Annotated in this window: 27 protein-coding genes; 2 read left to right on the top strand and 25 right to left on the bottom strand. The window is 65.7% G+C overall.

Translation table 11 applies throughout. From position 1 onward, the window contains the following. Window positions 1–48: 48 nt before the first annotated feature. Together ccmB and ccmA are read right to left on the bottom strand one after the other, a co-directional pair. Entirely contained in the window at window positions 49–720 is a 672-nt protein-coding gene (gene ccmB, locus ACYJSS_RS25840; RefSeq protein WP_236205882.1) for a heme exporter protein CcmB, read from the bottom strand. Next, window positions 717–1352, bottom strand: coding sequence for a cytochrome c biogenesis heme-transporting ATPase CcmA (gene ccmA, locus ACYJSS_RS25835; RefSeq protein WP_213625444.1), 636 nt, complete (start codon window positions 1350–1352; stop codon window positions 717–719). The genes ccmB and ccmA overlap by 4 nt, the downstream gene beginning before the upstream one ends. 151 nt (window positions 1353–1503) lie before the next feature. Between ccmA and fliK the strand changes: the two genes are divergently transcribed. Further along, complete coding sequence (fliK, locus tag ACYJSS_RS25830) at window positions 1504–3042, top strand: flagellar hook-length control protein FliK (RefSeq protein WP_236205881.1); 1539 nt, start codon at window positions 1504–1506, stop codon at window positions 3040–3042. 37 nt (window positions 3043–3079) lie between these two features. Then, complete coding sequence (locus ACYJSS_RS25825) at window positions 3080–3415, top strand: EscU/YscU/HrcU family type III secretion system export apparatus switch protein (protein WP_111260865.1); 336 nt, start codon at window positions 3080–3082, stop codon at window positions 3413–3415. On the opposite strand, the gene ACYJSS_RS25820 is transcribed toward ACYJSS_RS25825, so the two are convergent. From ACYJSS_RS25820 to fliL, 23 genes are all read right to left on the bottom strand, one after another. Next, on the bottom strand, window positions 3405–3833 hold the full coding sequence (locus ACYJSS_RS25820; protein ID WP_111260866.1) for a rhodanese-like domain-containing protein: 429 nt from the start codon (window positions 3831–3833) through the stop codon (window positions 3405–3407). The genes ACYJSS_RS25825 and ACYJSS_RS25820 overlap by 11 nt on opposite strands. Before the next feature lie 117 nt (window positions 3834–3950). Next, window positions 3951–4358, bottom strand: coding sequence for a DUF2802 domain-containing protein (locus ACYJSS_RS25815; protein ID WP_111260937.1), 408 nt, complete (start codon window positions 4356–4358; stop codon window positions 3951–3953). A gap of 4 nt (window positions 4359–4362) precedes the next feature. Next, window positions 4363–4842, bottom strand: coding sequence for a chemotaxis protein CheW (locus ACYJSS_RS25810; RefSeq protein WP_021220567.1), 480 nt, complete (start codon window positions 4840–4842; stop codon window positions 4363–4365). 98 nt (window positions 4843–4940) lie between these two features. Beyond that, a complete protein-coding gene (locus ACYJSS_RS25805) occupies window positions 4941–5867 on the bottom strand; it encodes a CheW domain-containing protein (RefSeq protein WP_111260867.1) in 927 nt (308 codons plus the stop codon). 87 nt (window positions 5868–5954) lie between these two features. Next, window positions 5955–6743, bottom strand: coding sequence for a ParA family protein (locus ACYJSS_RS25800; RefSeq protein WP_111260938.1), 789 nt, complete (start codon window positions 6741–6743; stop codon window positions 5955–5957). Window positions 6744–6783: 40 nt separating this feature from the next. Further along, on the bottom strand, window positions 6784–7671 hold the full coding sequence (gene motD / locus ACYJSS_RS25795) for a flagellar motor protein MotD (protein WP_111260868.1): 888 nt from the start codon (window positions 7669–7671) through the stop codon (window positions 6784–6786). A 10-nt stretch (window positions 7672–7681) separates the two neighbouring features. Then, on the bottom strand, window positions 7682–8422 hold the full coding sequence (locus tag ACYJSS_RS25790) for a flagellar motor protein (protein WP_111260869.1): 741 nt from the start codon (window positions 8420–8422) through the stop codon (window positions 7682–7684). A 16-nt stretch (window positions 8423–8438) separates the two neighbouring features. Continuing rightward, window positions 8439–9554: a protein-glutamate methylesterase/protein-glutamine glutaminase gene (locus tag ACYJSS_RS25785; RefSeq protein ID WP_111260870.1), complete on the bottom strand. Its 1116-nt coding sequence runs from the start codon at window positions 9552–9554 to the stop codon at window positions 8439–8441. Window positions 9555–9594: 40 nt separating this feature from the next. Then, complete coding sequence (locus tag ACYJSS_RS25780) at window positions 9595–11871, bottom strand: chemotaxis protein CheA (RefSeq protein ID WP_236205880.1); 2277 nt, start codon at window positions 11869–11871, stop codon at window positions 9595–9597. A gap of 11 nt (window positions 11872–11882) precedes the next feature. Beyond that, entirely contained in the window at window positions 11883–12671 is a 789-nt protein-coding gene (locus ACYJSS_RS25775) for a protein phosphatase CheZ (RefSeq protein ID WP_111260872.1), read from the bottom strand. Window positions 12672–12690: 19 nt separating this feature from the next. After that, window positions 12691–13065 carry a chemotaxis response regulator CheY gene (locus ACYJSS_RS25770; RefSeq protein ID WP_003083073.1) on the bottom strand — a complete coding sequence of 125 codons (375 nt, stop codon included), beginning with the start codon at window positions 13063–13065 and terminating at the stop codon, window positions 12691–12693. Window positions 13066–13149: 84 nt separating this feature from the next. After that, on the bottom strand, window positions 13150–13896 hold the full coding sequence (gene fliA / locus ACYJSS_RS25765; protein WP_031288164.1) for an RNA polymerase sigma factor FliA: 747 nt from the start codon (window positions 13894–13896) through the stop codon (window positions 13150–13152). Continuing rightward, window positions 13893–14726 (bottom strand): flagellar synthesis regulator FleN, encoded by an 834-nt coding sequence (fleN, locus tag ACYJSS_RS25760; protein ID WP_021220576.1) that lies wholly within the window; start codon window positions 14724–14726, stop codon window positions 13893–13895. Before fleN ends, fliA begins: the two co-directional genes overlap by 4 nt. A 72-nt stretch (window positions 14727–14798) precedes the next feature. After that, window positions 14799–16160, bottom strand: a complete 1362-nt coding sequence (gene flhF / locus ACYJSS_RS25755) for a flagellar biosynthesis protein FlhF (protein ID WP_111260873.1) — start codon at window positions 16158–16160, stop codon at window positions 14799–14801. 15 nt (window positions 16161–16175) lie between these two features. Beyond that, window positions 16176–18299 (bottom strand): flagellar biosynthesis protein FlhA, encoded by a 2124-nt coding sequence (flhA, locus tag ACYJSS_RS25750; RefSeq protein WP_111260874.1) that lies wholly within the window; start codon window positions 18297–18299, stop codon window positions 16176–16178. A 155-nt stretch (window positions 18300–18454) separates the two neighbouring features. Then, entirely contained in the window at window positions 18455–19591 is a 1137-nt protein-coding gene (gene flhB, locus ACYJSS_RS25745; RefSeq protein WP_111260875.1) for a flagellar biosynthesis protein FlhB, read from the bottom strand. A gap of 75 nt (window positions 19592–19666) precedes the next feature. Next, entirely contained in the window at window positions 19667–20443 is a 777-nt protein-coding gene (gene fliR, locus ACYJSS_RS25740) for a flagellar biosynthetic protein FliR (protein ID WP_111260876.1), read from the bottom strand. A gap of 1 nt (window position 20444) precedes the next feature. After that, window positions 20445–20714: a flagellar biosynthesis protein FliQ gene (gene fliQ, locus ACYJSS_RS25735; protein WP_021220581.1), complete on the bottom strand. Its 270-nt coding sequence runs from the start codon at window positions 20712–20714 to the stop codon at window positions 20445–20447. 2 nt (window positions 20715–20716) lie between these two features. After that, entirely contained in the window at window positions 20717–21472 is a 756-nt protein-coding gene (gene fliP, locus ACYJSS_RS25730; RefSeq protein WP_111260877.1) for a flagellar type III secretion system pore protein FliP, read from the bottom strand. Further along, complete coding sequence (gene fliO / locus ACYJSS_RS25725) at window positions 21472–21945, bottom strand: flagellar biosynthetic protein FliO (protein ID WP_111260878.1); 474 nt, start codon at window positions 21943–21945, stop codon at window positions 21472–21474. The genes fliP and fliO overlap by 1 nt, the downstream gene beginning before the upstream one ends. A 4-nt stretch (window positions 21946–21949) precedes the next feature. Further along, complete coding sequence (gene fliN / locus ACYJSS_RS25720; protein WP_236205879.1) at window positions 21950–22420, bottom strand: flagellar motor switch protein FliN; 471 nt, start codon at window positions 22418–22420, stop codon at window positions 21950–21952. 40 nt (window positions 22421–22460) lie between these two features. Then, on the bottom strand, window positions 22461–23432 hold the full coding sequence (fliM, locus tag ACYJSS_RS25715) for a flagellar motor switch protein FliM (protein WP_111260880.1): 972 nt from the start codon (window positions 23430–23432) through the stop codon (window positions 22461–22463). A 12-nt stretch (window positions 23433–23444) separates the two neighbouring features. Further along, window positions 23445–23978, bottom strand: coding sequence for a flagellar basal body-associated protein FliL (gene fliL, locus ACYJSS_RS25710; RefSeq protein ID WP_111260881.1), 534 nt, complete (start codon window positions 23976–23978; stop codon window positions 23445–23447). Window positions 23979–24173 lie beyond the last annotated feature (195 nt).

Here is a 24173-nt window from a genome sequence, read left to right as displayed (position 1 = left end):
CTCGCTACGTTTTTCAACAGCTTTCTCATGATCAGGCAACTCTGTTTCTTATTCGCCGACGCTGATGGACAGGCCGGCGGCTATGGCAAAGGGAGTCAGGGTCACCGCCAGGGCGGTGAGGCAGGCCAGCCACAACAGGTGGCCCACCGTCGGCAGTCCTTGCAGGGCCGCTTGCATCGCCCCGCTGCCAAGGATCAGCACCGGGATGTACAGCGGCAGAATCAACAGCGCCAGCAACAGCCCGCCGCGCTTGAGACCAACGGTCAGGGCAGCGCCGACCGCGCCGAGCAGGCTCAGCACCGGCGTACCCAACAGCAACGAACCGAGCAGTACCGGCAGGCAGCGCGCAGGCAGGCCCAGCATCAGCGCCAGCAAGGGCGCCAGCAGCACCAGTGCCAGCCCGGAAAAAAGCCAGTGTGCCAGTACCTTGGCCAAAACCAGAAGCGGCAGGGGGTGCGGCGAAACGACCCACTGTTCCAGCGATCCATCCTCGAAATCACTGCGGAAAAGCCCGTCCAGAGAGAGCAGGACGGCCAACAGGGCCGCGACCCAGACCAGCCCCGGAGAAAGGCTTTGCAACAATTGCGTCTCCGGACCGACGGCCAGGGGGAACAAGGCGATGACGATAGCGAAGAACACCAGGGGGTTGGCCAGCTCCGCCGGTCGGCGGAACAGCAGGCGCGCTTCGCGGGCGACCACCAGGCCGAATACACGGATCATGCGGCACGCCGCCCGAGGTCGAGTTCGCGGTAGCCGGCGGGGACGCGGGCCATGCTGTGGTGGGTGGTGAAGACCACCAGGCCACCCGCATCGCAATGCTGGGCCAGGTGTTCCTCAAGTTGCGCCACGCCCTGCTTGTCGAGGGCGGTGAAGGGTTCGTCGAGGATCCAAAGCGGCGGCGCATCGAGGTACAGGCGCGCCAGGGCCACGCGGCGCTGCTGGCCGGCGGACAGGGTATGGCAGGGGACGTCCTCGAACCCGCGCAGGCCCACCGCCTCCAGCGCCTGCCAGATGGCATCGCGGCTGGCCGGCTGGTGCAGGGCGCAGAGCCAGGCGAGGTTCTCCTCGGGGCTGAGCAGGCCCTTGATGCCGGCGGCATGCCCGATCCACAGCAGTTCGCGGGCGAGTTCACCGCGCTGCCCGGCCAGGGCCACGCCCTTCAGCCGTACTTCGCCGGCGGTCGGCTGCATCAGCCCGCAGAGCAGGCGCAGCAGGCTGGTCTTGCCGCTGCCGTTGGGGCCGGCCACCTGCAGCATCTCGCCGTGGCCCAGGCGCAGGTCGAGCCGCTCGAACAGCATCCGCCAGTCGCGCTCGCAGGCGAGGTCGTGGGTCTCGAGATAAGGACTGGTCACGGCAACGGATACCCTGGGGGAACTCAAGTCATGGAGGTGCCGGCCGCTATACTCAGGTGCGCGCGAATTCGGCGCCCGGCCCGGACGGGGCGGCATTATACATGTCCACCACGGCCCCCGAAGGGGGCTTTTCAACAGGTTGTTACCCTTGATGACCGAGATCAGTTCCTCGCGCCCCATCAGTGCCACCCCGGCGGCCAGCCGCCCCGTACAGACGGTTGCGGAAGCCGCCGTGAAGCTGCTGCAGCCGATCGGCGGACTGCTCGCGGCGGGTGACAGCGCGGACGCCGAAGTGGTCAGCGTCAAGGAAAACGCACAGAACAGCTTCCAGGTGCTGCTCAAGCTCACCCTGAACGGCGGCCAGCAGGCCACGGTGGAAGCCAGCAGCAACCGTCCCCTGGCCCAGGGCAGCCTACTCAACGTCACCGCCGTCTCGGAAACCCGACTGATGGTGGCCCTGCAGCCCGGCGGCACCGCCGTACTGGACAGCATCGATCTGGACCAGTTGCCGGTGGGCACCCTGGTACAGGGCAAGGTGGTTTCCAGCGAGCAACTGGCCGAGGCCCGCAGCACCGTCTATCGCTCCCTGATCAACCTGATCAACACATCGCTGGCCGGTCGCCAGATGGCGGTGGAAGGCCCGCTGCCACTGCCCATCGGCAGCCTGCTGAGCGCCCAGGTGCAGAGCAGCCAGTCCCTGCAGTTCCTGCCCCTGTCCGCCCAGCTCGACCAGCTCGCCCTCACCCAGCAGCTCGCTACCCAGCAGAGCCGCCAGGGTTCGCTGGAGGGCCTGGTACAGGCGCTCAAGGGCATGGGCGACGCGCTCCCGAGCAACCTGCGCGGCAGCGTCGACCGCCTGCTGGCGAGCCTGCCCGACGCCTCTCAGCTCAGTGACGCCAAGCTGCTGGCCAAGGCCATGGAGAACAGCGGCGCCCTGCTGGAGGCGCGCCTGCTGGCTGGCCATGGGGCAGCCCTTGGCCAGGACATCAAGGGCAACCTGCTGCGCCTGATCGCCCAATTGCTGCCCAACCTGCCCAACGGCCCGGCCGCGCTCCCCACCGCCGGCGCCAGCAACGCCATGGCCCAGGCCCTGCCGGCCTTCATCCGCAGCGCGCTGGGCTCCCTGGGCCAGGCCAGCGCCCGGCAACAGGCCCTGAGCTTCCCCCTGCCCTCGCGCCTGGCGCAGCAGGCCGAGGGCGAAGGCGACCTGGAGCTGCTGCTGAAGATGGCCGCCGCCGCCGTCTCGCGCCTGCAAACCCATCAGCTGTCGAGCCTCGCCCAGTCGCAGATGACCCCCGAGGGCAACCTGCTCACCACCTGGCAGCTGGAGCTGCCCATGCGCAACAACCAGGACATCGTGCCCCTGCAGGTGAAGGTGCAGCAGGAGCAGACCCCGCAGAAGCGCAAGGAAGAACAGAAGGAGACCCTGTGGCGCATCGAGCTGGCCTTCGACATGGAGCCGCTGGGGCCGCTGCAGGTACAGGCACAACTGATGCGCGGCGCCATCTCCAGCCAGCTCTGGGCCGAGCGCGCGCGCACCGCGAGCCTGATCGATGGTGAATTGCCCAACCTGCGTGAGCGCCTGGTGTCCGCCGGCCTCGAAGTCAGCGAGCTGGCCTGCCGCCAGGGCATACCGCCACAAGGCCCGCGCACCAACCTGCAGCAGCGCTGGGTGGACGAGACCGCATGAACGCCCTGCCCTTCCCGCTCACCCGGAGCACACCGCAATGACCCAGGCCAAGCAGCCACGCCAGGCCATCGCCCTCTCCTACGACGGCGCCACCGCCCCCAGCCTGACCGCCAAGGGCGACGACGAACTGGCGGAAGCGATCCTCGCCATCGCGCGGGAGTACGAAGTGCCGATCTACGAGAACGCCGAGCTGGTGCGCCTCCTGGCGCGCATGGAATTGGGCGAGGCCATTCCCGAGGCGCTCTATCGCACCATCGCCGAGATCATCGCCTTCGCCTGGTACCTCAAGGGCAAGTGCCCGGCAGGCTTCGTCGCCGATGGCGAACGCGACGTCACCCCAGCAGTGCCGTTGCTGGGCGGCCCTAGGGGCTGAACGCCAGCACCTCGCCCTCCACCCCCTTGCCCAGCGGGAAGTCGAGCAACTGCCAGGCGAAGTAACCATCGCGGAAGTAGAACACCTGCTTGTAGCCCCAGCTCACCGCGAGCTGCGCCGCCAAGGCGCCTCTCGGGCAGACGTCGCTGTCGCAATAGATCACCAGCGGCACGTGCCGGGGCCAGTGGGGCATCGCCAGGCCGGCGAAGCGATCGGCCAGGTCCAGGTGCACGGCGCCATGCACATGGCCCCAGCTCCATTCCGCCGAAGGCCGCACATCGATGAACAGGGCGCCGTAGTCATACAGCCGCTTGGCCTGGAGCACATTCACCGTGGTCGCTCCCTTGACGCTCAGGGGAGCTTCCTCGGCTACGGCAAACGGCAGGACGCACAACAGCAGGAGCGGCAGAAGTCGCATGGCGGACCTCGCGGAATCGATACCCGAGCCTTGAGCTTAGGCAGCGACCGGAGCAGGCCTTGGAACTATTGGTTCAGAGGGGATGAGGTGGTTAGAGCGAGAGGGAGTTAGCGGGGCTCAGCCCTGCTTCTGCTTGCGAGCGAGCTGCAGCTTGCTGACCAGCTCGGCCTCGGCCTGGGTGAGGCCGCAGGAATGGGTGAGGTCATCGACGCTGGCGCCCATGCCTGCCAGGCGCGCGGCCTGGGTGAAGGACAGGCTGCTGGGATCGCGCTGCTCGATCTGGCTGACCTTGTCGGGCAGCGGCGCCACCACCCGGCGCAGCTCGTGCAACTCCTCCCCCATGCGGATGCTGCCGCTGAGGTAGGCGTCGAGCCGCCGGGCGAGCTCCTTGATCCGCTGATCGCGCACGGCGTCCCGCCGGGTCTGCTCCTCGGCTGCCAGGCGCTGCCCCTTCTGCAGCCGCACGCAGGTGACTGCGAGGGCTGCACAGGCGATCGCCAGGATCGCCAGCGCGATTTCGGTCAGCACGTCAGATGCTCTCCAGCTCCGACCACTCTTCCTCGCTCATCATCTTGTCCAGCTCGACCAGGATCAGCAGCTCGCCGTTCTTGTTGCAGACGCCCTGGATGAACTTGGCCGATTCCTCGTTGCCCACGTTGGGCGCGGTCTCGACCTCGGACTGACGCAGGTAGACCACTTCGGCGACGCTGTCGACGAGGATGCCCACCACCTGCTTGTCCGCCTCGATGATGACGATGCGGGTGTTGTCGGTGACCGAGGCCGAGTCCAGGCCGAAGCGCTGGCGGGTGTCGATCACGGTGACGACGTTACCGCGCAGGTTGATGATGCCCAGCACGTAGCTCGGGGCACCCGGGACCGGCGCGATCTCGGTGTAGCGCAGCACTTCCTGGACCTGCATCACGTTGATGCCGTAGGTCTCGTTGTCCAGGCGGAAAGTCACCCATTGCAGAATGGGATCTTCGGAACCTTGCCCTGACGATTTCTTCATGTTCCCTAGCCTCTTCTAGAACCGCCCGGGGCGGCGTTCGCGGGTTCTGCCCGCTTTTTTACAAACCTGGGCGCCACGCTCGTGCGAGGCGCCGGCATTCAGTTGAGCGACATCTTCTTGACGGCACCGCTGGCGATGAGTTCAGCCAGCGCGGAGACGTCCAGCAGCGCGCACATGTGTTCGATCACGGTACCGGCGAGCCAGGGACGCTGGGTGCGCTGGGTGCGCCACTTGATCTCGCTCGGGTCCAGGCGGATGGAGCGGCTCACCTGGTGCACGGCCAGGCCCCACTCGTAGCCCTGGACGGAGATAACGTACTGCAAGCCTTCGCGGAAATCATCGCGATACCGGTCCGGCATGACCCAGCGCGCGGTGTCGAGCACTTTCAGGTTGCCGGCCTGGCTCGGCAGGATGCCGAGGAACCAGTCGGGCTGGCCGAACAGCGGGGTCAGCTCCTGGCCGGCCAGGGGATAGATGGAGCCCAGGCAAACCAACGGGACCGCGAGCGTGAGGCCGGCCACGTCGAACAGCAGGCACTCGAAGGGCTCTTCGGCCCAGCTCGGACGCTGGTCGAAGGACATCGGCTCGCTGTCGAGCAGCGGCGCGTTGACTGCCTTGAGCTCGGCGACCGGCTCGACCAGGCTGGGGCGGGCAACGGGAGCGACCGGAGCGGCCGGCGCCACAGGTGCGGCGGGCATGGCCTCGGTACGCAGCTCGGTCGGCGCCGCGACCAGCGTACGCAACGGCGCGGCCTCGACCACCGGCCTGGCCACGGGTGCTGGCGCTGCGACCGCAGCGGCGACCACGGAAGGAGCCGCCACGGGCGCAGGGGATGGCACGGCCGCGATCACCGGCTTGGCGGTCATCAGCCGGGCATCACGGACCTGCTCCTCCAGCACCGCTGCCTCGAACTCGTCCAGCGTGATGCTGTCGGCGAGTTCGATCGTCGCTTCCTGCAACAGGGAATCGAGGTAGGACTGCAAGGCCAGCTGCGGCCTCGTGGCGGTGGCGACGGTACGGCTCATTGATGGGACCTGCAGGAGTGGGCTCCAGAGTCTATCGGCAGCAAGGCCGCGCGACTTGAGGGATGCAATTCAGCATAGACGCTCATTTCAGGCTACCTGGGCGGCCAGTTGCTGGCTGAGCAGATGCTTGAGCAGCGCACGGTAGGCGATCACCCCACGGCTGTTGGAATCGTACTGCGAAGGCGTGACCCCGGCGCGGCTGGCATCGCGCAGGCGGGTGTCCACCGGGATATAGGCCGGCCACAGGTGCTCGGGGTAGGAATTGCGCAGCACCCGCAGGGTATTCAGGGAGGCCTGGGTGCGGCGGTCGAACAGGGTCGGGACGATGGTGTACGGCAGCGCCTGCTTGCGCGAGCGGTTGATCATCGCCAGCGTGCTGACCATGCGCTCCAGGCCTTTCACCGCGAGGAACTCGGTCTGTACCGGGATCACCAGTTGCTGGCTGGCAGCCAGGGCGTTGACCATCAGCACGCCCAGCAGCGGCGGGCTGTCGATGATGGCGTGGTCGAACTCCTGCCACAGTTGCGCGAGGCTCTTGGCGACCACCAGGCCCAGGCCGTTCTGCCCCGGAGACTGGCGCTCCAGGGTCGCCAGCGCGGTACTGGAAGGCAGCAGGGAGATGCGCTCATGACTGGTCTGCAGCAGCAACTGGCGCGGCAGGCCATCCGGCACGTTGCCCTGGTGCAGGAACAGGTCGAAGCAGCTGTGCTCCAGGGTGTCCGGGTCATGCCCGAAGTAGCTGGTCATCGAACCGTGGGGGTCGAGGTCGACCACGACCACACGTTTGCCGGCGTCGGCCAGCAGGCCCGCCAGTGCGATCGACGAGGTGGTCTTGCCTACACCACCCTTTTGATTGGCTACCGCCCAAACTCTCATCTTCTTCATCCTCCCGGCAGAAACGCCGCCTTGCCGAGAATCATTGTCCGCCTGCGGGGGCCGGCGACGGGGAATTGACGCCCCCCTCTGCAGAGGGGCTCGCTGCTGGCGACGGTGCAGGTTGCGTGCCAGCACGCTGCAAGGCGCCATCAGGTTTTGCGTTGGCACTGCCGACGCCGCTCACCGCGCGACGCACGTCCAGATTGCGGGAAATCACCAATACCACGCGCCGGTTGCGCCCGCGTCCTTCTGCCGTCGCGTTGTCGGCTACGGGCTGGAACTCGCCATAGCCGACCGCCGCCAATCGCGCCGGGTTCACACCGTCCATCGACAACATCCGCACGATGCTCGCGGCCCGCGCCGTAGACAGCTCCCAGTTGGAAGGATAGTTCGCCGTGCTGATCGGCAGGTTATCGGTGAAACCTTCCACGTGCACCGGGTTTTCGTAGGGGGCGAGGATCTTCGCGACCTTTTCGATGATGGTGAAGGCTTCGTTGGCCGGAATGGCGTCGCCGCTGGGGAACAGCAGGCTGGAGTTCAACTCGATCTCCACCCACAGCTCGTTGCCGCGAACCGTCATCTGCTCGTCCTTGATCAGGTCGCCGAACGCATCGCTGATATTGCGGGTGATCTCCCGCAGGGGATCGCTGGCGTCGCCGTCGCTGCTGCCGGAGTCCTGGGTCATGGACTTGTCGGACTCGGTGGTGCGCGGGCGCTCCTCGCCCACGGGGATCGGCTTGATCGAGCGATCCGGCTGGTTGAAGACCCCGGTCAGGCTCTCCGAGAGGATCTTGTACTTGCCTTCGTTGATCGAGGAGATGGAATACATGACCACGAAGAAGGCGAAAAGCAGGGTGATGAAGTCGGCGTAGGAGACCAGCCAACGCTCGTGATTCTCGTGTTCTTCCTGATGACGTCTGCGGGCCATGTCGCCTCCATCAATCCATGAAGCCTTGCAGCTTCAACTCGATGGAGCGCGGGTTCTCGCCCTCGCCGATGGAAAGGATGCCTTCGAGCAGCATTTCCCGGTAGCGCGACTGGCGCATGGCAATGGATTTGAGCTTGTTGCCGATGGGCAGCAGCAGCAGGTTGGCGAAGCCGACGCCGTAGATGGTGGCGACGAAGGCCACCGCGATACCGCCGCCCAGCTGGCTGGGATCGGCCAGGTTGCCCATCACGTGGATCAGGCCCATCACCGCGCCGATGATGCCGATGGTCGGCGCGTAGCCGCCCATGCTCTCGAACACCTTGGCGGCCTGGAAGTCGCGGGCTTCCTGGGTGTAGAGGTCCACCTCGAGGATGCTGCGGATGGCCTCCGGCTCGGCGCCGTCCACCAGCAACTGGAGGCCCTTGCGCGCATAGGCGTCGGGCTCGGAATCGGCAATGGGTTCGAGTCCCAGGAGGCCTTCCTTGCGCGCCGCCATGCTCCAGCCGACCACGCGGTTGATACCACCGGCGAGGTCGATCTGCGGCGGGAAGATGATCCAGCGGATGACGACCAGGGAGCGCTTGAACACGCTCATGGGGGTCTGCAGGAATGCCGCGCCCAGGGTGCCGCCGATGACGATCAGCGCCGCCGGGCCGTTGAGCAGGGCCCCGGCGTGCCCGCCTTCCAGGTAGTTGCCACCGATGATCGCGACGAGCGCGAGAATGACCCCGACGAGACTCAGTACATCCATTGAAGCGTGCTCTCCATTACAGGCACGCCTCGGCGATGTGCCTGCCGATATCGTCGAGCCCGTAAACGGCATCGGCCAGGTTGGCCTTCACGATGGCCATGGGCATGCCATAGATCACGCAGCTGGCCTCATCCTGCGCCCACACCTGGCTGCCGCCCTGCTTGAGCAGACGCGCGCCCTCCCGGCCATCGGCGCCCATGCCGGTCAGCACCACCGCCAGGACCTTGTCGTTATAGGCCTTGGCCGCGGAACCGAAGGTGATGTCCACGCAGGGTTTGTAGTTCAGGCGTTCATCGCCGGGGAGGATGCGCACGGTGCCGCGCCCGTCCACCATCATCTGCTTGCCCCCGGGCGCCAGCAGCGCCAGGCCGGGGCGCAGCACATCACCGTCCTCGGCCTCCTTGACGGATATCCGGCAGAGCTTGTCGAGGCGCTCGGCAAAGGCCTTGGTGAAGGCCGCCGGCATGTGCTGGATCAGGACGATGGGCGCCGGAAAGTTGCCGGGCAGCTGGGTCAGCACCCGCTGCAGGGCCACCGGGCCGCCAGTCGATGTACCGATGGCCACCAGCTTGTAGGACTTGCGCTTGGGGCTCGGGCTGGAAGCGCCACCGGCGCCCGAAGCCGGTGCAGGCGCAGCGCCGGCACTGGGACGCGAGGGTGCCGGAGCGGGTGCGGCGTGGCTGGGCGACGGCGTCGGGGCAGCCGGAGCCGGGCTGTAGCTGCTGTAGCGACGGTTGCTACGCGCGATGCTGTGGACCTTCTCGCAGAGCAGTTGCTTGACCTTGTCGGGGTTGCGCGAGATGTCCTCGAAGTTCTTCGGCAGGAAATCCACAGCACCCGCGTCCAGGGCGTCCAGGGTCACCCGGGCGCCTTCGTGGGTCAGGGAGGAGAACATCAGCACGGGGGTCGGGCAGCGCTGCATGATGTGCCGCACTGCGGTGATGCCGTCCATCATCGGCATCTCGTAGTCCATGGTGATCACGTCCGGCTTGAGCGCCAGCGCCTGGTCGATGGCCTCGCGGCCATTGGTGGCGGTACCGATCACCTGGATATTGGGGTCGGCGGACAGAATCTCCGAAACGCGACGACGGAAGAACCCGGAGTCATCAACCACCAGAACCTTGACTGCCATAAACACTCCTAACAGGCGGCCCGACGGGCCGCCTAAACGATCAACCGCGGCGCGCGTAGCGCTTGAGCATGCTCGGCACGTCGAGAATCAGGGCGATGCGCCCATCACCGGTGATGGTCGCGCCGGACATGCCGGGCGTACCCTGGAGCATCTTGCCCAGGGGCTTGATCACCACCTCTTCCTGGCCGACCAGCTGGTCCACCACGAAGCCGATGCGCTGGGTGCCCACGGAAAGGATCACCACATGGCCTTCGCCCTGTTCCTCATGGGCGGCATCGCGAACCAGCCAACGCTTGAGGTAGAACAGCGGCAGTGCCTTGTCGCGGACTATCACCACTTCCTGGCCGTCCACCACGTTGGTGCGCGACAGGTCGAGGTGGAATATCTCGTTGACGTTGACCAGCGGGAAGGCGAAGGCCTGGTTGGCCAGCATCACCATCAGGGTCGGCATGATCGCCAGGGTCAGCGGCACCTTGATGACGATCTTCGAGCCCTGCCCCTTCTGCGAGAACACGTTGACCGTGCCGTTGAGCTGGGAAATCTTGGTCTTCACCACGTCCATGCCGACACCACGGCCGGACACGTCGGAAATCTCGGTCTTGGTCGAGAAGCCCGGGGCGAAGATCAGGTTGTAGCACTCCAGATCGGTCAGGCGGTCGGCAGCGTCCTTGTCCAGCAACCCCTTCTCCACCGCCTTGGCGCGGAGGATGTTGGCATCCATGCCCTTGCCGTCGTCGGTGATCATCAGGAGGATGTGGTCGCCTTCCTGCTCGGCGGAGAGCACCACGCGGCCCGTACGCGGCTTGCCGGCGGCCTCGCGCTCCTCGGGCGTCTCGACACCGTGGTCGACGGCGTTGCGCACCAGGTGGACCAGCGGGTCGGCCAGGGCTTCGACCAGGTTCTTGTCGAGGTCGGTCTCCTCGCCCACCAGCTCGAGGTTGATCTCTTTCTTCAGGTTGCGCGCCAGGTCGCGGACCAGGCGCGGGAAGCGGCCGAAGACCTTCTTGATCGGCTGCATGCGCGTCTTCATGACGGCGGTCTGCAGGTCGGCGGTGACCACGTCGAGGTTGGACACGGCCTTGGCCATGGACTCGTCGCCACTGTTGAGGCCCAGGCGCACCAGGCGGTTACGCACCAGCACCAGTTCGCCGACCATGTTCATGATCTCGTCCAGGCGCGCGGTGTCCACGCGCACCGTGGTCTCGGCTTCGCTGGCGGGAGACGCGGCCTTGTCGGCCGCCGCCGGTGCAGGCGCCGCTGCGGGTTTGGCAGCCGGCTTGGGCGGCTCGGCGGCCTTCGGAGCCGCCGGCTTCGCGGCGGCAGCAGGCTTGGCGGCCGGTGCGGCAGCGGGCTTGGCCGGTGCAGCGGGTTTGGCAGGCGCGACCTCGGCAGCTTCGGCAACGAACTTGCCCTTGCCGTGCAGTTGATCGAGCAGCGCTTCGAATTCGTCGTCGGTGATGTTGTCGCCGGCACCGGCACCGGGTGCAGCCGCCTGCGGGGCGGGCGCGGCGGCAGCCGGTGCAGCGGCTTCCGTCGCAGCGAACTTGCCCTTGCCGTGCAACTGGTCGAGCAGCGCTTCGAACTCGTCGTCGCTGATCTCGTCGCCCCCACCGGCAACCGGTGCGGCAGGCGCAGGTGCGGCCGGTTTCGCCGGCGCGGCGGCTTCCGTCGGCTCGGCAACGAACTTGCCCTTGCCATGCAACTGGTCGAGCAAGGCTTCGAATTCGTCGTCGCTGATCTCGTCGCTGCCGGCAGCGGCGGCGGCAGGCGATACGGGGCTTTCGGCAGCTGGCGCGTCGAGCACGTTCAGCAGTTGCTCGAACTCGCTGTCGGTGATGTCGCCGGATACAGCGGGAGCGGCCTCGGCGACAGGTTCAGGCTCGGGCTCGTACTCCGGCTCGGCAGCGGGCGATTCCTCGTCGTCGCCACCCGGCTCGGCCAGCCGCGCCAGGGCGGCGAGCAGTTCGGGGGTGGCCGGCGTCGGCTCGGCACGCTCACGCACCTGGCTGAACATCTCGTTGACGGTGTCCAGCGCCTGCAGGACCACGTCCATGAGCTCCGCCGTCACGCGGCGTTCACCCTTGCGCAAGATGTCGAACACGTTCTCGGCGATGTGGCAGCACTCCACCAGCGCATTCAGCTGGAGGAAACCGGCACCGCCCTTGACCGTGTGGAAGCCGCGGAAAATGGCATTGAGCAGATCCATATCGTCCGGACGGCTCTCGAGCTCGACCAGCTGTTCGGACAATTGCTCCAATATTTCGCCGGCCTCAACCAGGAAGTCCTGGAGGATTTCTTCATCGGCGTCGAAGCTCATTCGGTTGCTCCCTAGAATCCAAGGCTGGATAACAGATCATCGACATCGACCTGACCGGACACGACATCATCACGCTTATCGGCATTGATCTGCGGACCTTCACCCCTGGAAGGCTCTTTTTGTTTTTCTTTTTCAGCCACGAGCTCCGCACGGTCGTGCTGGATGCCGGCGAAACGATCGACGTCGCTGGCCATCAGTACCAGTTTCACCAGATTGCTCTCGACTTCGGTGACCAACTGGGTAACGCGCTTGATCACCTGCCCCGTCAGGTCCTGGTAGTCCTGAGCGAGAAGGATGTCGTTCATTCTGGACGAAAGCTGCTCGGTGTCGCGTTGACTGCGAGCAAGGAAGGTCTCGATACGCTTGGCCAGGTCGCGGAAGGCATCCGCGCCAATTTCCCGACGCATGAAGCGGCCCCACTCCTCACCCAGGCTCTGGGCTTCGTCGCCCAACCCGTTGAGCAGCGGCGCGCTCTCCTCCACCAGGTCCATGGTCCGGTTGGCAGCCTTCTCCGTCATCTTCACCACGTAGGAGAGACGATCGGTGGCATCGGCGATCTGCGAGACCTCGGTGGCGTGGGGCAGATGCGGGTCGATCTGGAAGTTGACGATCGCGGTGTGCAGCTCGCGCGTCAGCTTGCCGACTTCCTGGTAAAGCCCACGGTCACGGACCTTGTTGAGTTCATGGATGAGTTGCACGGCATCGCCGAAATTGCCTTTTTCAAGGGTCTCGACCAGCTCGCGCGCATGGTTTTTCAGGGTCGACTCTAGGTCTCCCGATTGGGAATCTTTCTGGTCCATGGCGTCCTCGCGACTGGCATCAGCCGTTGACCCGTTCGAAGATCTTCTCGATCTTCTCTTTGAGCACCTGGGCGGTGAAAGGCTTGACCACATAGCCATTCACACCGGCCTGGGCCGCTTCGATGATCTGGTCACGCTTGGCCTCGGCCGTCACCATCAGCACCGGCAGGTGCTTGAGGCGCTCGTCGGCACGCACGGCGCGCAACAGATCGATCCCGGTCATGCCGGGCATGTTCCAGTCGGTGACCAGGAAATCGAAATTGCCACTGTGCAGCATGGGTAGAGCGGTGGTGCCATCATCGGCCTCTGCGGTATTGGTGAAACCCAAGTCACGCAGGAGGTTCTTGATGATGCGTCTCATCGTCGAGAAATCGTCCACGATGAGGATTTTCATGTTCTTGTCCAAATCGACCTCCGTACAGTCCTAAACGCCCCCGAATAACGGGGGCGTCGATCAATCGAAAAACCGGCGTGCCGATCAGTGTGCTCGCCACTCGCCCAGCCGCGACCGCAAACGCGCAGCACATTGGCTGTGCAACTGGCTCACACGCGATTCACTGACCCCCAGCACTTCGCCGATTTCCTTCAAATTCAGCTCTTCGTCGTAATACAGCGCCAGTACCAGGCGCTCTCGTTCCGGCAGATTGGCGATGGCGTCAGCCAGCGCCGCCTGGAAGCGTTCGTCTTCCAGATCATTCGAAGGTTCGAGATGGGTGACTCCGGTATCTTCGTGCGTCGCGCCATGCTCACCGTCCTGCAACAGGTCGTCGAAGCTGAACAGGCGACTGCCCAAAGTGTCGCTCAGGATGCCGTAGTAATCTTCGAGACTCAATCCAAGTTCGGCCGCAACTTCCTGATCTTTAGCGTCTCGCCCGGTTCTCGCCTCAATTTTCCGGATGGCATCGCTCACCATCCGGGTGTTGCGGTGGACCGAACGTGGTGCCCAGTCCCCTTTCCTCACTTCGTCGAGCATGGCACCGCGGATGCGGATGCCGGCGTAGGTCTCGAAACTGGCGCCCTTGCTGGAATCGTATTTCTTCGAGGCTTCGAGCAGGCCGATCATGCCGGCCTGCATCAGGTCCTCCACCTGCACGTTGGCCGGCAGGCGGCCCAGCAGGTGGTAGGCGATACGTTTGACCAGCGGCGCGTAGCGCTCGATCAGCTGGTGCTGGGAATCCCTAGCCTGTGCCTTGTTGTACATACGAAGTCCACTAGCGGGTGTCATATGGCCGAATCCGCGATCGGTTGCTGCACCAGGCGCTCGACGAAGAACTCCAGATGACCGCGTGGGTTCGCCGGCAGGGGCCAGCTATCCACCTTCTGGGCTATCGCCTTGAACGCCAGGGCGCACTTCGAGCGCGGGAAGGCTTCGTAAACCGCGCGCTGCTTCTGCACGGCCTTGCGTACGGACTCGTCATAGGGCACCGCACCGACGTATTGCAAGGCCACATCCAGGAAGCGATCAGTCACTTTTGTCAGCTTAGCAAAGAGGTTGCGACCCTCCTGTGGACTGTGTGCCATGTTGGCCAATACGCGGAAACGGCTCATGCCGTAGTCGCGGTTGAGGAGCTTGATCAAAGCATAGGCGTCGGTGATGGAAGTGGGTTCGTCGCAGACGACCACTATCACTTCCTGCGCCGCACGCACGAAGCTGACCACCGCATCGCCGATACCGGCAGCGGTGTCGATCACCAGCACATCGAGGTTGTCGCTGATCTCGCTGAAGGCCTGGATCAGGCCGGCGTGCTGCATGGGCGAAAGCTGCACCATGCTCTGGGTGCCGGAAGCGGCCGGCACGATGCGTACACCCCCCGGCCCCTGCAGCAGCACGTCGCGCAGGTCGCACTCGCCGGCGATCACGTCGGCGAGGGTGCGCTTGGCGGTGAGGCCGAGCAGCACGTCGACGTTGGCCAGGCCGAGGTCGGCGTCCAGCAGCATGACCCGGCGACCGAGGTCGGCGAGGGCCAGCGAGAGGTTCACCGACACATTGGTCTTGCCGACGCCACCCTTGCCGCCGGTCACAGCAATCACCTGTACGGGATGCAAACTACCCATTTATTACACCTTGTCTCACGTCGACTGGGCCACTTGGCGGGCTCGTGCCACTCATCCGGAGTGGCTGGGGTTCTAACCGACTCGGCGGGCCGGATTCTGGTACAGGCCGGCGAAGAGGTCGGCCATGGCTTCTTCGCTGGGGTCTTCCGGGGTCTGCAGGCTGACCGCACGGCTCACCAGTTGGTGGCTGCGGGGCACCTGCAGGTCGTCCGGAATCCTGGGCCCATCGGCGAGATAGGCTACCGGGAGATGCTGGCCGATAGCCAGTCCTAAAACCTCTCCCAGGCTCGCCGCTTCGTCGAGCTTGGTCAGGATGCAGCCGGAAAGACCGCAGCGCTTGTAACTATGGTAGGCCGCCTTTAGCACTTGGCTCTGGCTGGTTGCAGCCAGCACCAGATAATTCCTGGCTTTGACCCCTTTGCTGGCCAACGTTTCCAACTGCATTTTAAGCGCAGGATCGGCTGCCGGCAGGCCTGCCGTATCGATCAGCACCACGCGCTTGCGCGCCAGGGGCGCCAGGGCCTGGGTCAGGGACTGGCCCGGATCGACGTGGGTCACGGAGACGTTGAGGATGCGGCCGAGGGTCTTGAGCTGCTCCTGGGCGCCGATGCGATAGCTGTCCATGCTCACCAGGGCGATCTGCTGGGCGCCGTACTTGAGCACGTAGCGCGCAGCCAGCTTGGCCAGGGTGGTGGTCTTGCCCATGCCGGCGGGGCCGACCAGGGCGATCACCCCGCCCTCCTCCAGCGGCTCCTGCTGCGGGGTGCGGATGGCGTGGGCCAGGTGGGCCAGGACCATGCGCCAGGCCTGGCGCGGGTCCTTGACCGAGGCAACGCGCTCCATCAGCGCCCGCGACAGTTCGGCGGACAGGCCCATGCGCTGCAGGCGACGCCAGAGGCCGGCCTGCTGCGGACGGCGGCTCTGCATCTGGCCCCAGGCGATGGAGCCGAGTTGTACTTCGATCAGCTCACGCAGGCCATTGAGCTCGAAACGCATGGCGTCCAGGCTGCGCTGGTCGGCGGCCGCCGGTGCGGCGGGCCTGGCCGGAGCGGCGGCGGGAGACGGGGCCACCGGCGCGGCGGACGGGCGCTCCAGGCGCGACGAACGCATGGCGGCGGCGAGGCTTTCCGGGGACAGCTCCGAGCGGTCGGCGATCAGCTGGCGGTTCTTGCCGGCGTCGGCCTGGCCACCGCGGTTGCTCAGCTCCGCGTGGGCCTCGGCGATGCGGGCCTGGGTGCGGCGCAGCTCGGCTTCGAGGGCCGGGTTGGGCTTGCTCGGCGCGGGAGCCGGCATGGGATAGTCGAGCGCGGCGGTGATCTCCACGCCACCTGCGACCCGACGGGTGCCGATGATGGAGGCATCCGCGCCCAGTTCGTCCCGCACCAGTTTCATGGCCTGGCGCATATCCGCAGCGAAGAAGCGTTTGACCTGCATGGCCTGTGACCTCGGTTAGTTCTGCCCCACAGTCGCGACTATGGTGACCTGCTTGTTGTCCGGTATTTCCTGGTAGGCCAGTACGTGCATGGTTGGCACGGCGAGCCTTGCGAAGCGCGACAGCATCGCCCGGATCGGCCCGGCCACCAGCAGGATGGCCTGCTTGCCGAGCATCTCCTGGCGCTGCGCCGCCTCCACCAGGGAACGTTGCAGCTTCTCGGCCATGCCAGGCTCCAGGAGGATGCCATCCTCGGAGCCTTGTCCGGCCTTCTGCATGCTACTGAGCAATATCTGTTCCAACCTGGGCTCCAGGGTGATCACAGGCAGCTCCGGCTCTAGTCCCACAATGCTTTGCACGATTGCACGGGCGAGCGCCACGCGAACCGCCGCCACCATAGCGGCGGGATCTTGACTCTTCGGGGCCACGTTGGCGATGGCCTCGGCGATGGTGCGGATGTCGCGCACCGGTACCTGCTCCTGCAGCAGCGCCTGCAGCACCTTGAGCAGGGTCGACAGCGACACCAGGCCCGGCACCAGCTCCTCGGCCAGCTTGGGCGAGCTCTTGGCCAGCAATTGCATGAGCTGCTGCACTTCTTCGTGCCCCAGCAGCTCGTGGGCGTGCTTGTGCAGGATCTGGTTGAGGTGGGTGGCGACCACGGTGCTGGCGTCCACCACCGTGTAGCCGAGGGATTGCGCCTGGTCGCGCTGGCTGCCATCGATCCAAACGGCCTCCAGGCCGAACGCCGGATCCTTGGCGGCGATGCCATTGAGGGTGCCGAAGACCTGTCCGGGGTTGATCGCCAGCTCGCGGTCCGGGTAGACCTCCGCCTCGGCCACGCTGACGCCCATCAGGGTCAGGCGATAGGCGTTGGGCAGCAGGTCGAGGTTGTCGCGGATGTGCACCGAGGGCATGAGGAAGCCCATTTCCTGGGACAGCTTCTTGCGCACGCCCTTGATCCGGGTGAGCAACTGGCCACCCTGGTTGCGGTCCACCAGGGGGATCAGGCGGTAGCCGACCTCCAGGCCGACCATGTCCACCGGGGTGACGTCGTCCCAGCCCAGCTCCTTGGTCTCCGGAGCACGCTGGGCCGGCAGCAGTTCCTGCTGGCGCTGCGCTTCCTGGACGGCCACTTCCTTCTCCTTCTGCCCCTTGCGCCAGATCCACCAGGCACCGCCGGCGGCGATCAGGCCGAGGCCGAGGAAGGACACGTGGGGCATGCCCGGGACCAGGCCCATGGCGATGAGGATGGCGGCGGAGACGGCCAGGGCCTTGGGCGAGGCGAACATCTGGCGGTTGACCTGCTGGCCCATGTCCTCGGAGCTGGAGACGCGGGTCACCATGATCGCAGCGGCGGTGGACAGCAGCAGCGAGGGGATCTGCGCCACCAGGCCGTCACCGATGGTCAGCAGGGAGTAGATGCGCCCGGCGTCGCCGAAGGTCAGGCCGTGCTGGATGATGCCGATGGCCATGCCGCCGATCAGGTTGATGAACAGGATCAGCAGGCCGGCGATGGCGTCGCCGCGGACGAATTTGCTGGCACCGTCCATGGAGCCGTAGAAGTCGGCTTCCTGGGAGACTTCGGCGCGGCGCTTCTTGGCCTCGACCTGGTCGATGATGCCGGCGTTGAGATCGGCGTCGATCGCCATCTGCTTGCCGGGCATGGCGTCCAGGGTGAAACGTGCACTCACCTCGGAGATACGCCCGGCACCCTTGGTGACCACCACGAAGTTGATGATCATCAAGATGGCGAAGATCACCGCACCGACCACGTAGTTGCCGCCGATGACCACTTCACCGAAGGCCTGGATCACCTTGCCCGCGGCGTCGTGGCCGTCCTGGCCGTGGAGCAGCACCACGCGGCTGGAGGCCACGTTCAGTGCCAGGCGCAGCAGGGTCGAGACCAGCAGGATGGTGGGGAAGACCGCGAAGTCCAGCGGGCGCAGGGCATAGACGCTGACCAGCAGGACCACGATGGAGAGGGCGATGTTGAAGGTGAAGAACACGTCCAGGAGGAACGGCGGCACCGGCAACGTCATCATGCCGAGCATGATCAGCACCAGCAGCGGCACCCCCAGGTTGCCCCTGGAAAGGCTGGCGAAGTTGCCGCGCACGTTGCCGATCAGTTGCGAACGATCCAAATCTCTACCCTCACGCAATGGCGAAACACAGCCCTCGCCCATTCAATCTTTTGACGCGCGGATGCGCGCTGGAGGGCTTGTGCAAGAAGCTCACCAACTTCGCCGGGATCGGCTTTACAGAGGGGTTGAAGCGGCAATGGCCGACCGTCTGCGGGTCACTCGTCGCGGCGCAGGTCGGCAGGGATCGGCGGCTCCGCCAGGGGCGCAGGGCGCTTGCCCTTGCCCGCGCGGAACTGCTTGAGCTGGTAGACGTAGGCCAGCACCTGGGCGACCGCCAGGTAGAGGCCGGCAGGGATCTCCTGGTCCAGCTCGGTGGAGTAGAACACCGCCCGCGCCAGGGCCGGGGACTCCAGCACGGTGATCTTGTGCTCCTGGGCGATCTCGCGAATCTTCAAGGCGGTGAAGTCGTTGCCCTTGGCCAGCAGCAAGGGCGCCGTGCCCTTGGCCGGGTCGTACTTCAGGGCCACGGCGAAGTGGGTCGGGTTGGTGATCACCACGTCGGCCTGGGGCACGGCGGACATCATGCGGCGCTCGGCCATCTCGCGCTGCATGCGGCGGATGCGCGACTTGACCTCCGGCTTGCCCTCGCTGTCCTTGTACTCGTCGCGCACTTCCTGCTTGGTCATCATCAGCTTCTGCTTGTTGTCCCAGAGCTGGTAGGGCACGTCGATGGCGGCGATCAGGATCAGCCCGCAGGCCAGCCAGACCGCACTCCAGCCCACCACCTGGACGCTGTGCAGGATGGCCTGCTCCAGCGGCTCGTGGGCGATGGCCAGGAGGTCGTCGGCATCCGAGGACAGCACCATCAGCGCCACCATCAGGATCAGCCCGAACTTGCCCAGCGCCTTGAGCAGCTCCACCACCGCGTGCATGGAGAACATGCGCTTGAGGCCGGACAGCGGGTTCATGCGGCTGAACTTGGGTGCCAGCGCCTCGAAGGAAAACAGCCAGCCACCCAGGGAGATGGGCGCCACCAGGGAGACGATGAGCAGGGTCACCAGCAGCGGCGTGATGGCCGAGAGCGCCATCTGCCCGGACTGCAACAGCCACAACGCCATGCTGCGCTCATCCATCAGCACCTCGCGCGGCAGGGTGAAGTTGGACTGCATCATGCGCATCATCATGTCCGCCAGGCCGCCGCCCGAGGCCAGCACGCCCCCTGCCCCACCCAGGGTGATGGCGAGGGTGTTGAGCTCCCTGGAACGGGCGATCTGCCCCTTCTCGCGCGCCTCCTGCTGGCGTTTCGCCGTGGGTTCTTCGCTCTTGTCCGCCCCGCTCTCACTCTCCGCCATGGCGCACCTCGGCAGCAGGCCCGGTTAACCGACCGGGACGGGCAATGGGCTGCGCGCAGCCAGGCTGGACGATCATCAGCGCGCCCTCGCCAGCTCGCGCAGGAGCTGCAAGGCGTCGGAAGCGAGGATCTGGTACTGGGCGAGGATGTCGGCCATGCCGATCCAGATGATCACCAGGCCCAGGGCCACCGTCAGCGGGAAGCCGATGGAGAATATGTTCAGTTGCGGCGCGGCGCGGGTCATCACGCCGAAGGCGATGTTGACCACCAGCAGCGCGGTGATCGCCGGCAGCGCCAGGAGCAGGCCGGCGCCGAGCACCCAGCCGAGCTTGGTGGCCAGCTCCCAGTAGTGCGCGGCCATCAGGCCGCCTCCCACCGGCAGGGTGACGAAGCTCTCGGCGAGCACCTCGAAAACCACCAGGTGGCCGTTCATGGCGAGGAACAGCAGGGTCACCAGCATGGTGAAGAACTGCCCGATCACCGGCACCGAGACGCCGTTGGTGGGGTCGACCATCGAGGCGAAGCCCAGGCCCATCTGCACCGCGAGGATCTGCCCGGCGACGACGAAGGCGTGGAAGAACAATTGCAGGGCGAAGCCCATCACCGCGCCGACCAGGATCTGTTCGGCGATCAGCAGGAAGGCTTGCAGGCTGATGGCATCGACCGCCGGCATCGGCGGCAGCGAGGGCGCCAGCACCGTGGTGATGCCGAGGGCCAGGTACAGCCGCACCCGGGTCGGCACCAGCTGGGTGCCGATCAGCGGCATGGTCATCAGCAGGGAGGCGATGCGGAACAGCGGCAACAGGTAGCCACTGAGCATCCCGCCGATCTGCGCCGCACTCAGCTCGAACATGTCAGCCGATCAGCATGGGGATGTTGTGGTACAGGTTGGTCATGTATTCCATCAACTCACGGGTCAGCCAGGGCCCGGCCCACATCAGCGAGATCAGCATCACCAGCAGGCGCGGCAGGAAGCTCAGGGTCTGCTCGTTGATCTGCGTGGCGGCCTGGAACATGGCAACGATCAGGCCCACCACCAGGCTCGGCACCACGAGGATGCCGACGATCACGCAGGTCAGCCACAGCGCTTCGCGGAACAGGTCGACAGCGACTTCGGGCGTCATGGCTAAACCCCTCCAAAGCTTCCGGCGAGTGTGCCGATGATCAGCGCCCAGCCATCCACGAGCACGAACAGCATGATCTTGAACGGCAGCGAGATGATCAGCGGCGACAGCATCATCATGCCCATCGCCATCAGCACGCTGGCCACCACCAGGTCGATGATCAGGAACGGGATGAAGATCATGAAGCCGATCTGGAATGCGGTCTTCAGCTCGGACGTGACAAAGGCCGGGATCAGGATGGTCAGCGGCGCGGCGTCGGGCGACTGGATGTCGGTGCGCTTGGACAGGCGCACGAACAGCTCCAGGTCGCTGGAGCGGGTCTGCGCCAGCATGAAGTTCTTCACCGGCACCTCGGCGCGCTTGATCGCCTCCTGCGCCGGCAACTGCTCGTTGAGGTAGGGCTGCAGGGCGTCGCGGTTCACCTGGTCGAACACCGGCCCCATGATGAACATCGTGAGGAACAGCGCCATGCCGGTGAGGATCTGGTTCGACGGCGTCTGCTGCAGGCCCAGCGCCTGGCGCAGGATGGAGAAGACGATGATGATCCGGGTGAAGCTGGTCATCAGCATGACGAACGCCGGGATGAAGCTCAGCGCGGTCATGATCAGCAGGATCTGCAGGCTGACCGAGTATTCCTGCTGGCCTTCGGCGTTGGTCGACAGGGTAATGGCGGAGATCGACAACGGGTCGTCGGCGCCCAGCGCCAGGGGGGCCGCCAGTGCCAGCAGCAGGGCGATCAGGATGCGCCAGTAACCCATCAGCTCTTGTCCTTGTCCTTGCCCAGCAGCTCCATCAGGCGCTGGGCGAATTCGGGGGTGGCAGGCTCGGCGTCGGGCATGTGCACCGGCTCCTTGAGCACGTGCAGCGGGGTGATGCGCCCGGCGGTCAGCCCGAGGAGGATCTGCTCGCCGCCGACCTGCACCAGCACCAGCCGATCACGCGGGCCCAGCGCCTGGCTGGAGATCAGCTTGATCACCTGGCCGCCACGTGGGTTCATCTGCTGGACCCGGCGCAACAGCCAGGCGAGCAGGAAGATCACACCCACCACCAGCAGCAGGCCCAGGGTGAGCTGCCCGAGCTGCGCGGCCACGCCACCGCCGGCATTGACCACCGGAGCCGCGGCAGCCGGGGCCGCCATCGTCATCGGGGTGGCGGAGGCCGCCGGTGCGACAGGATCGGCGGCGAAGGCCAGCAGCGGCAGGCAGGGCAGTGCGAGCAGGAGTCGGCGCATGGCGTCAGCGCAGCTTCTTGATGCGTTCGCTGGGGCTGATCACGTCGGTCAGGCGGATGCCGAACTTCTCGTTGACCACCACGACTTCGCCATGGGCGATCAGGGTGCCGTTGACCAGCACGTCCAGCGGTTCGCCGGCCAGGCGGTCCAGCTCGATCACCGACCCCTGGTTCAACTGCAACAGGTTGCGAATGGTGATGTCGGTGTTGCCCACTTCCATGGAAATCGATACCGGGATGTCGAGGATCACATCGAGATTGGGGCCATCCAGGCTCACCGGTGCGTTGGAACGCGGCATGCTGCCGAACTCCTCCATCGGCGCGCGCGGATTGGACGGTGCCGCAGGGGCAGCGCCCTGGTTCATCAGTGCGTCGATATCGTCCTGGCTGGCCTCGTCGCCCGCCTCGGCCAGGGCCGCCGCCCACTCGTCGGCGAGCGCCTGTTCCTCGGGGGTGGTGTTTTCTTCGTCTGCCATCGGTTGACCTCGGCTGGCTCAAATGGGGGTGGAGCGACCGTCAGCGCTGACGGTCGATCGGATCGAGAATCTGCAGGGCCAGGTTGCCCTTGTGGGCCCCCAGCTTGGCCTTGAAGGCCGGCACGCCGTTGGCGCGCATGATCATGTGCTCGGGCATCTCCACCGGGATCACGTCGCCCGGCTGCATGTGCAGGATGTCGCGCAGGCGCAGCTGGCGGCGGACCACGGTGGCGCCGACCGGTACGCTGACGTCGAGGATGTCCTCGCGCAGGGCCTTGATCCAGCGCTCGTCCTGGTCATCGACATCGGACTGGAAGCCCGCGTCGAGCATCTCGCGGATCGGCTCGATCATCGAGTAGGGCATGGTGATGTGCAGGTCGCCGCCGCCGCCATCGAGCTCGATGTGGAAGGTGGAGACCACGATCACTTCGCTGGGGCTGACGATGTTGGCCAGCGCCGGGTTCACCTCGGAGTTGATGTACTCGAAGTTCACGTCCATCACCGCATGCCAGGCTTCCTTCAGGTCGACGAAGGCCTGGTCCAGCACCATGCGCACCACGCGCAGCTCGGTGGGGGTGAATTCCCGGCCCTCGATCTTGGCGTGACGGCCGTCACCACCGAAGAAGTTGTCCACCAGCTTGAACACCAGCTTGGCGTCGAGGATGAACAGGCCGGTGCCGCGCAGCGGCTTCATCTTCACCAGGTTGAGGCTGGTGGGCACGTACAGCGAATGCACGTACTCGCCGAACTTCATCACCTGCACGCCACCCACCGCCACGTCCGCCGAGCGGCGCAGCAGGTTGAACATGCTGATGCGGGTGTAACGGGCGAAGCGCTCGTTGATCATCTCCAGGGTCGGCATGCGTCCGCGGACGATGCGATCCTGGCTGGTCAGGTCGTAGCTCTTGACGCTCCCGGGTTCCGCGTCGTTCTCGGTCTCGACCAGGCCGTCGTCGACGCCGTGGAGCAGCGCGTCGATCTCGTCCTGGGAAAGCAGGTCTTGGACTGCCATCGGTCTCCCCTGCTACTGCAATACGAAATTGGTGAACAGCACTTGTTCGATCGCCACCTTGCCGGTCTGCGCCTTGGCCACCTCCTGGATGGTCGCGGTCGCCTGCTGGCGCAGCATTTCCTTGCCCACCGGCGTGACCAGGGTGTCGAAGGTCTGGCTGGAGAAGAGCATCACCAGCTTGTTGCGCACCACCGGCATGTGGACTTTCAGCGCGTCCATCTCGGCCTTGTCGCGGCCCATCAGGGCGACGGTCACCTGCATGTAGCGCTGGTGGCCGTTCTGGTTGAAGTTGACCACGAAGGCCGGGGCCAGCGGTTCGTACAGGGCGATCTGCTTGACCGGTGCGGCGTGCTCGGCGGCCGCTTCGGCGTCCTTGGCATCGTCCTTCTTGGCATCGCCGCGACCGAGCAGGAACCAGGTGGCGCCGACCGAGGCGCCCACCACCACCAGCAGCACGACGACCAGCAGGATGATCAGTTTGAGCTTGCTCTTGCCCGCCGGCTTCTCGCCGCCGCCCGCGTCCGCCTTCGCTTCTTTCTTCGCCATGCCAAAATTCCGTCGCTGATTCGGGTTCACACCCGCATTCAATGGGTTGAGAGCAAGTGTTATGCCAGCTTCTCAACAAACGCCGCAGCGGATATACCAGTGTCCTTGGCGCCTGTCACCCACGAAAAAGGCGCCCGGTGGCTTTTCGTTCAGCCACCGGGCGCCTTCAGTCTAGAACATGGCGATTGCCGGGAT

It is taken from the genome of Pseudomonas sp. No.21 (assembly GCF_054558415.1).
This window is presented reverse-complemented; position numbering and strand designations above follow the sequence as displayed.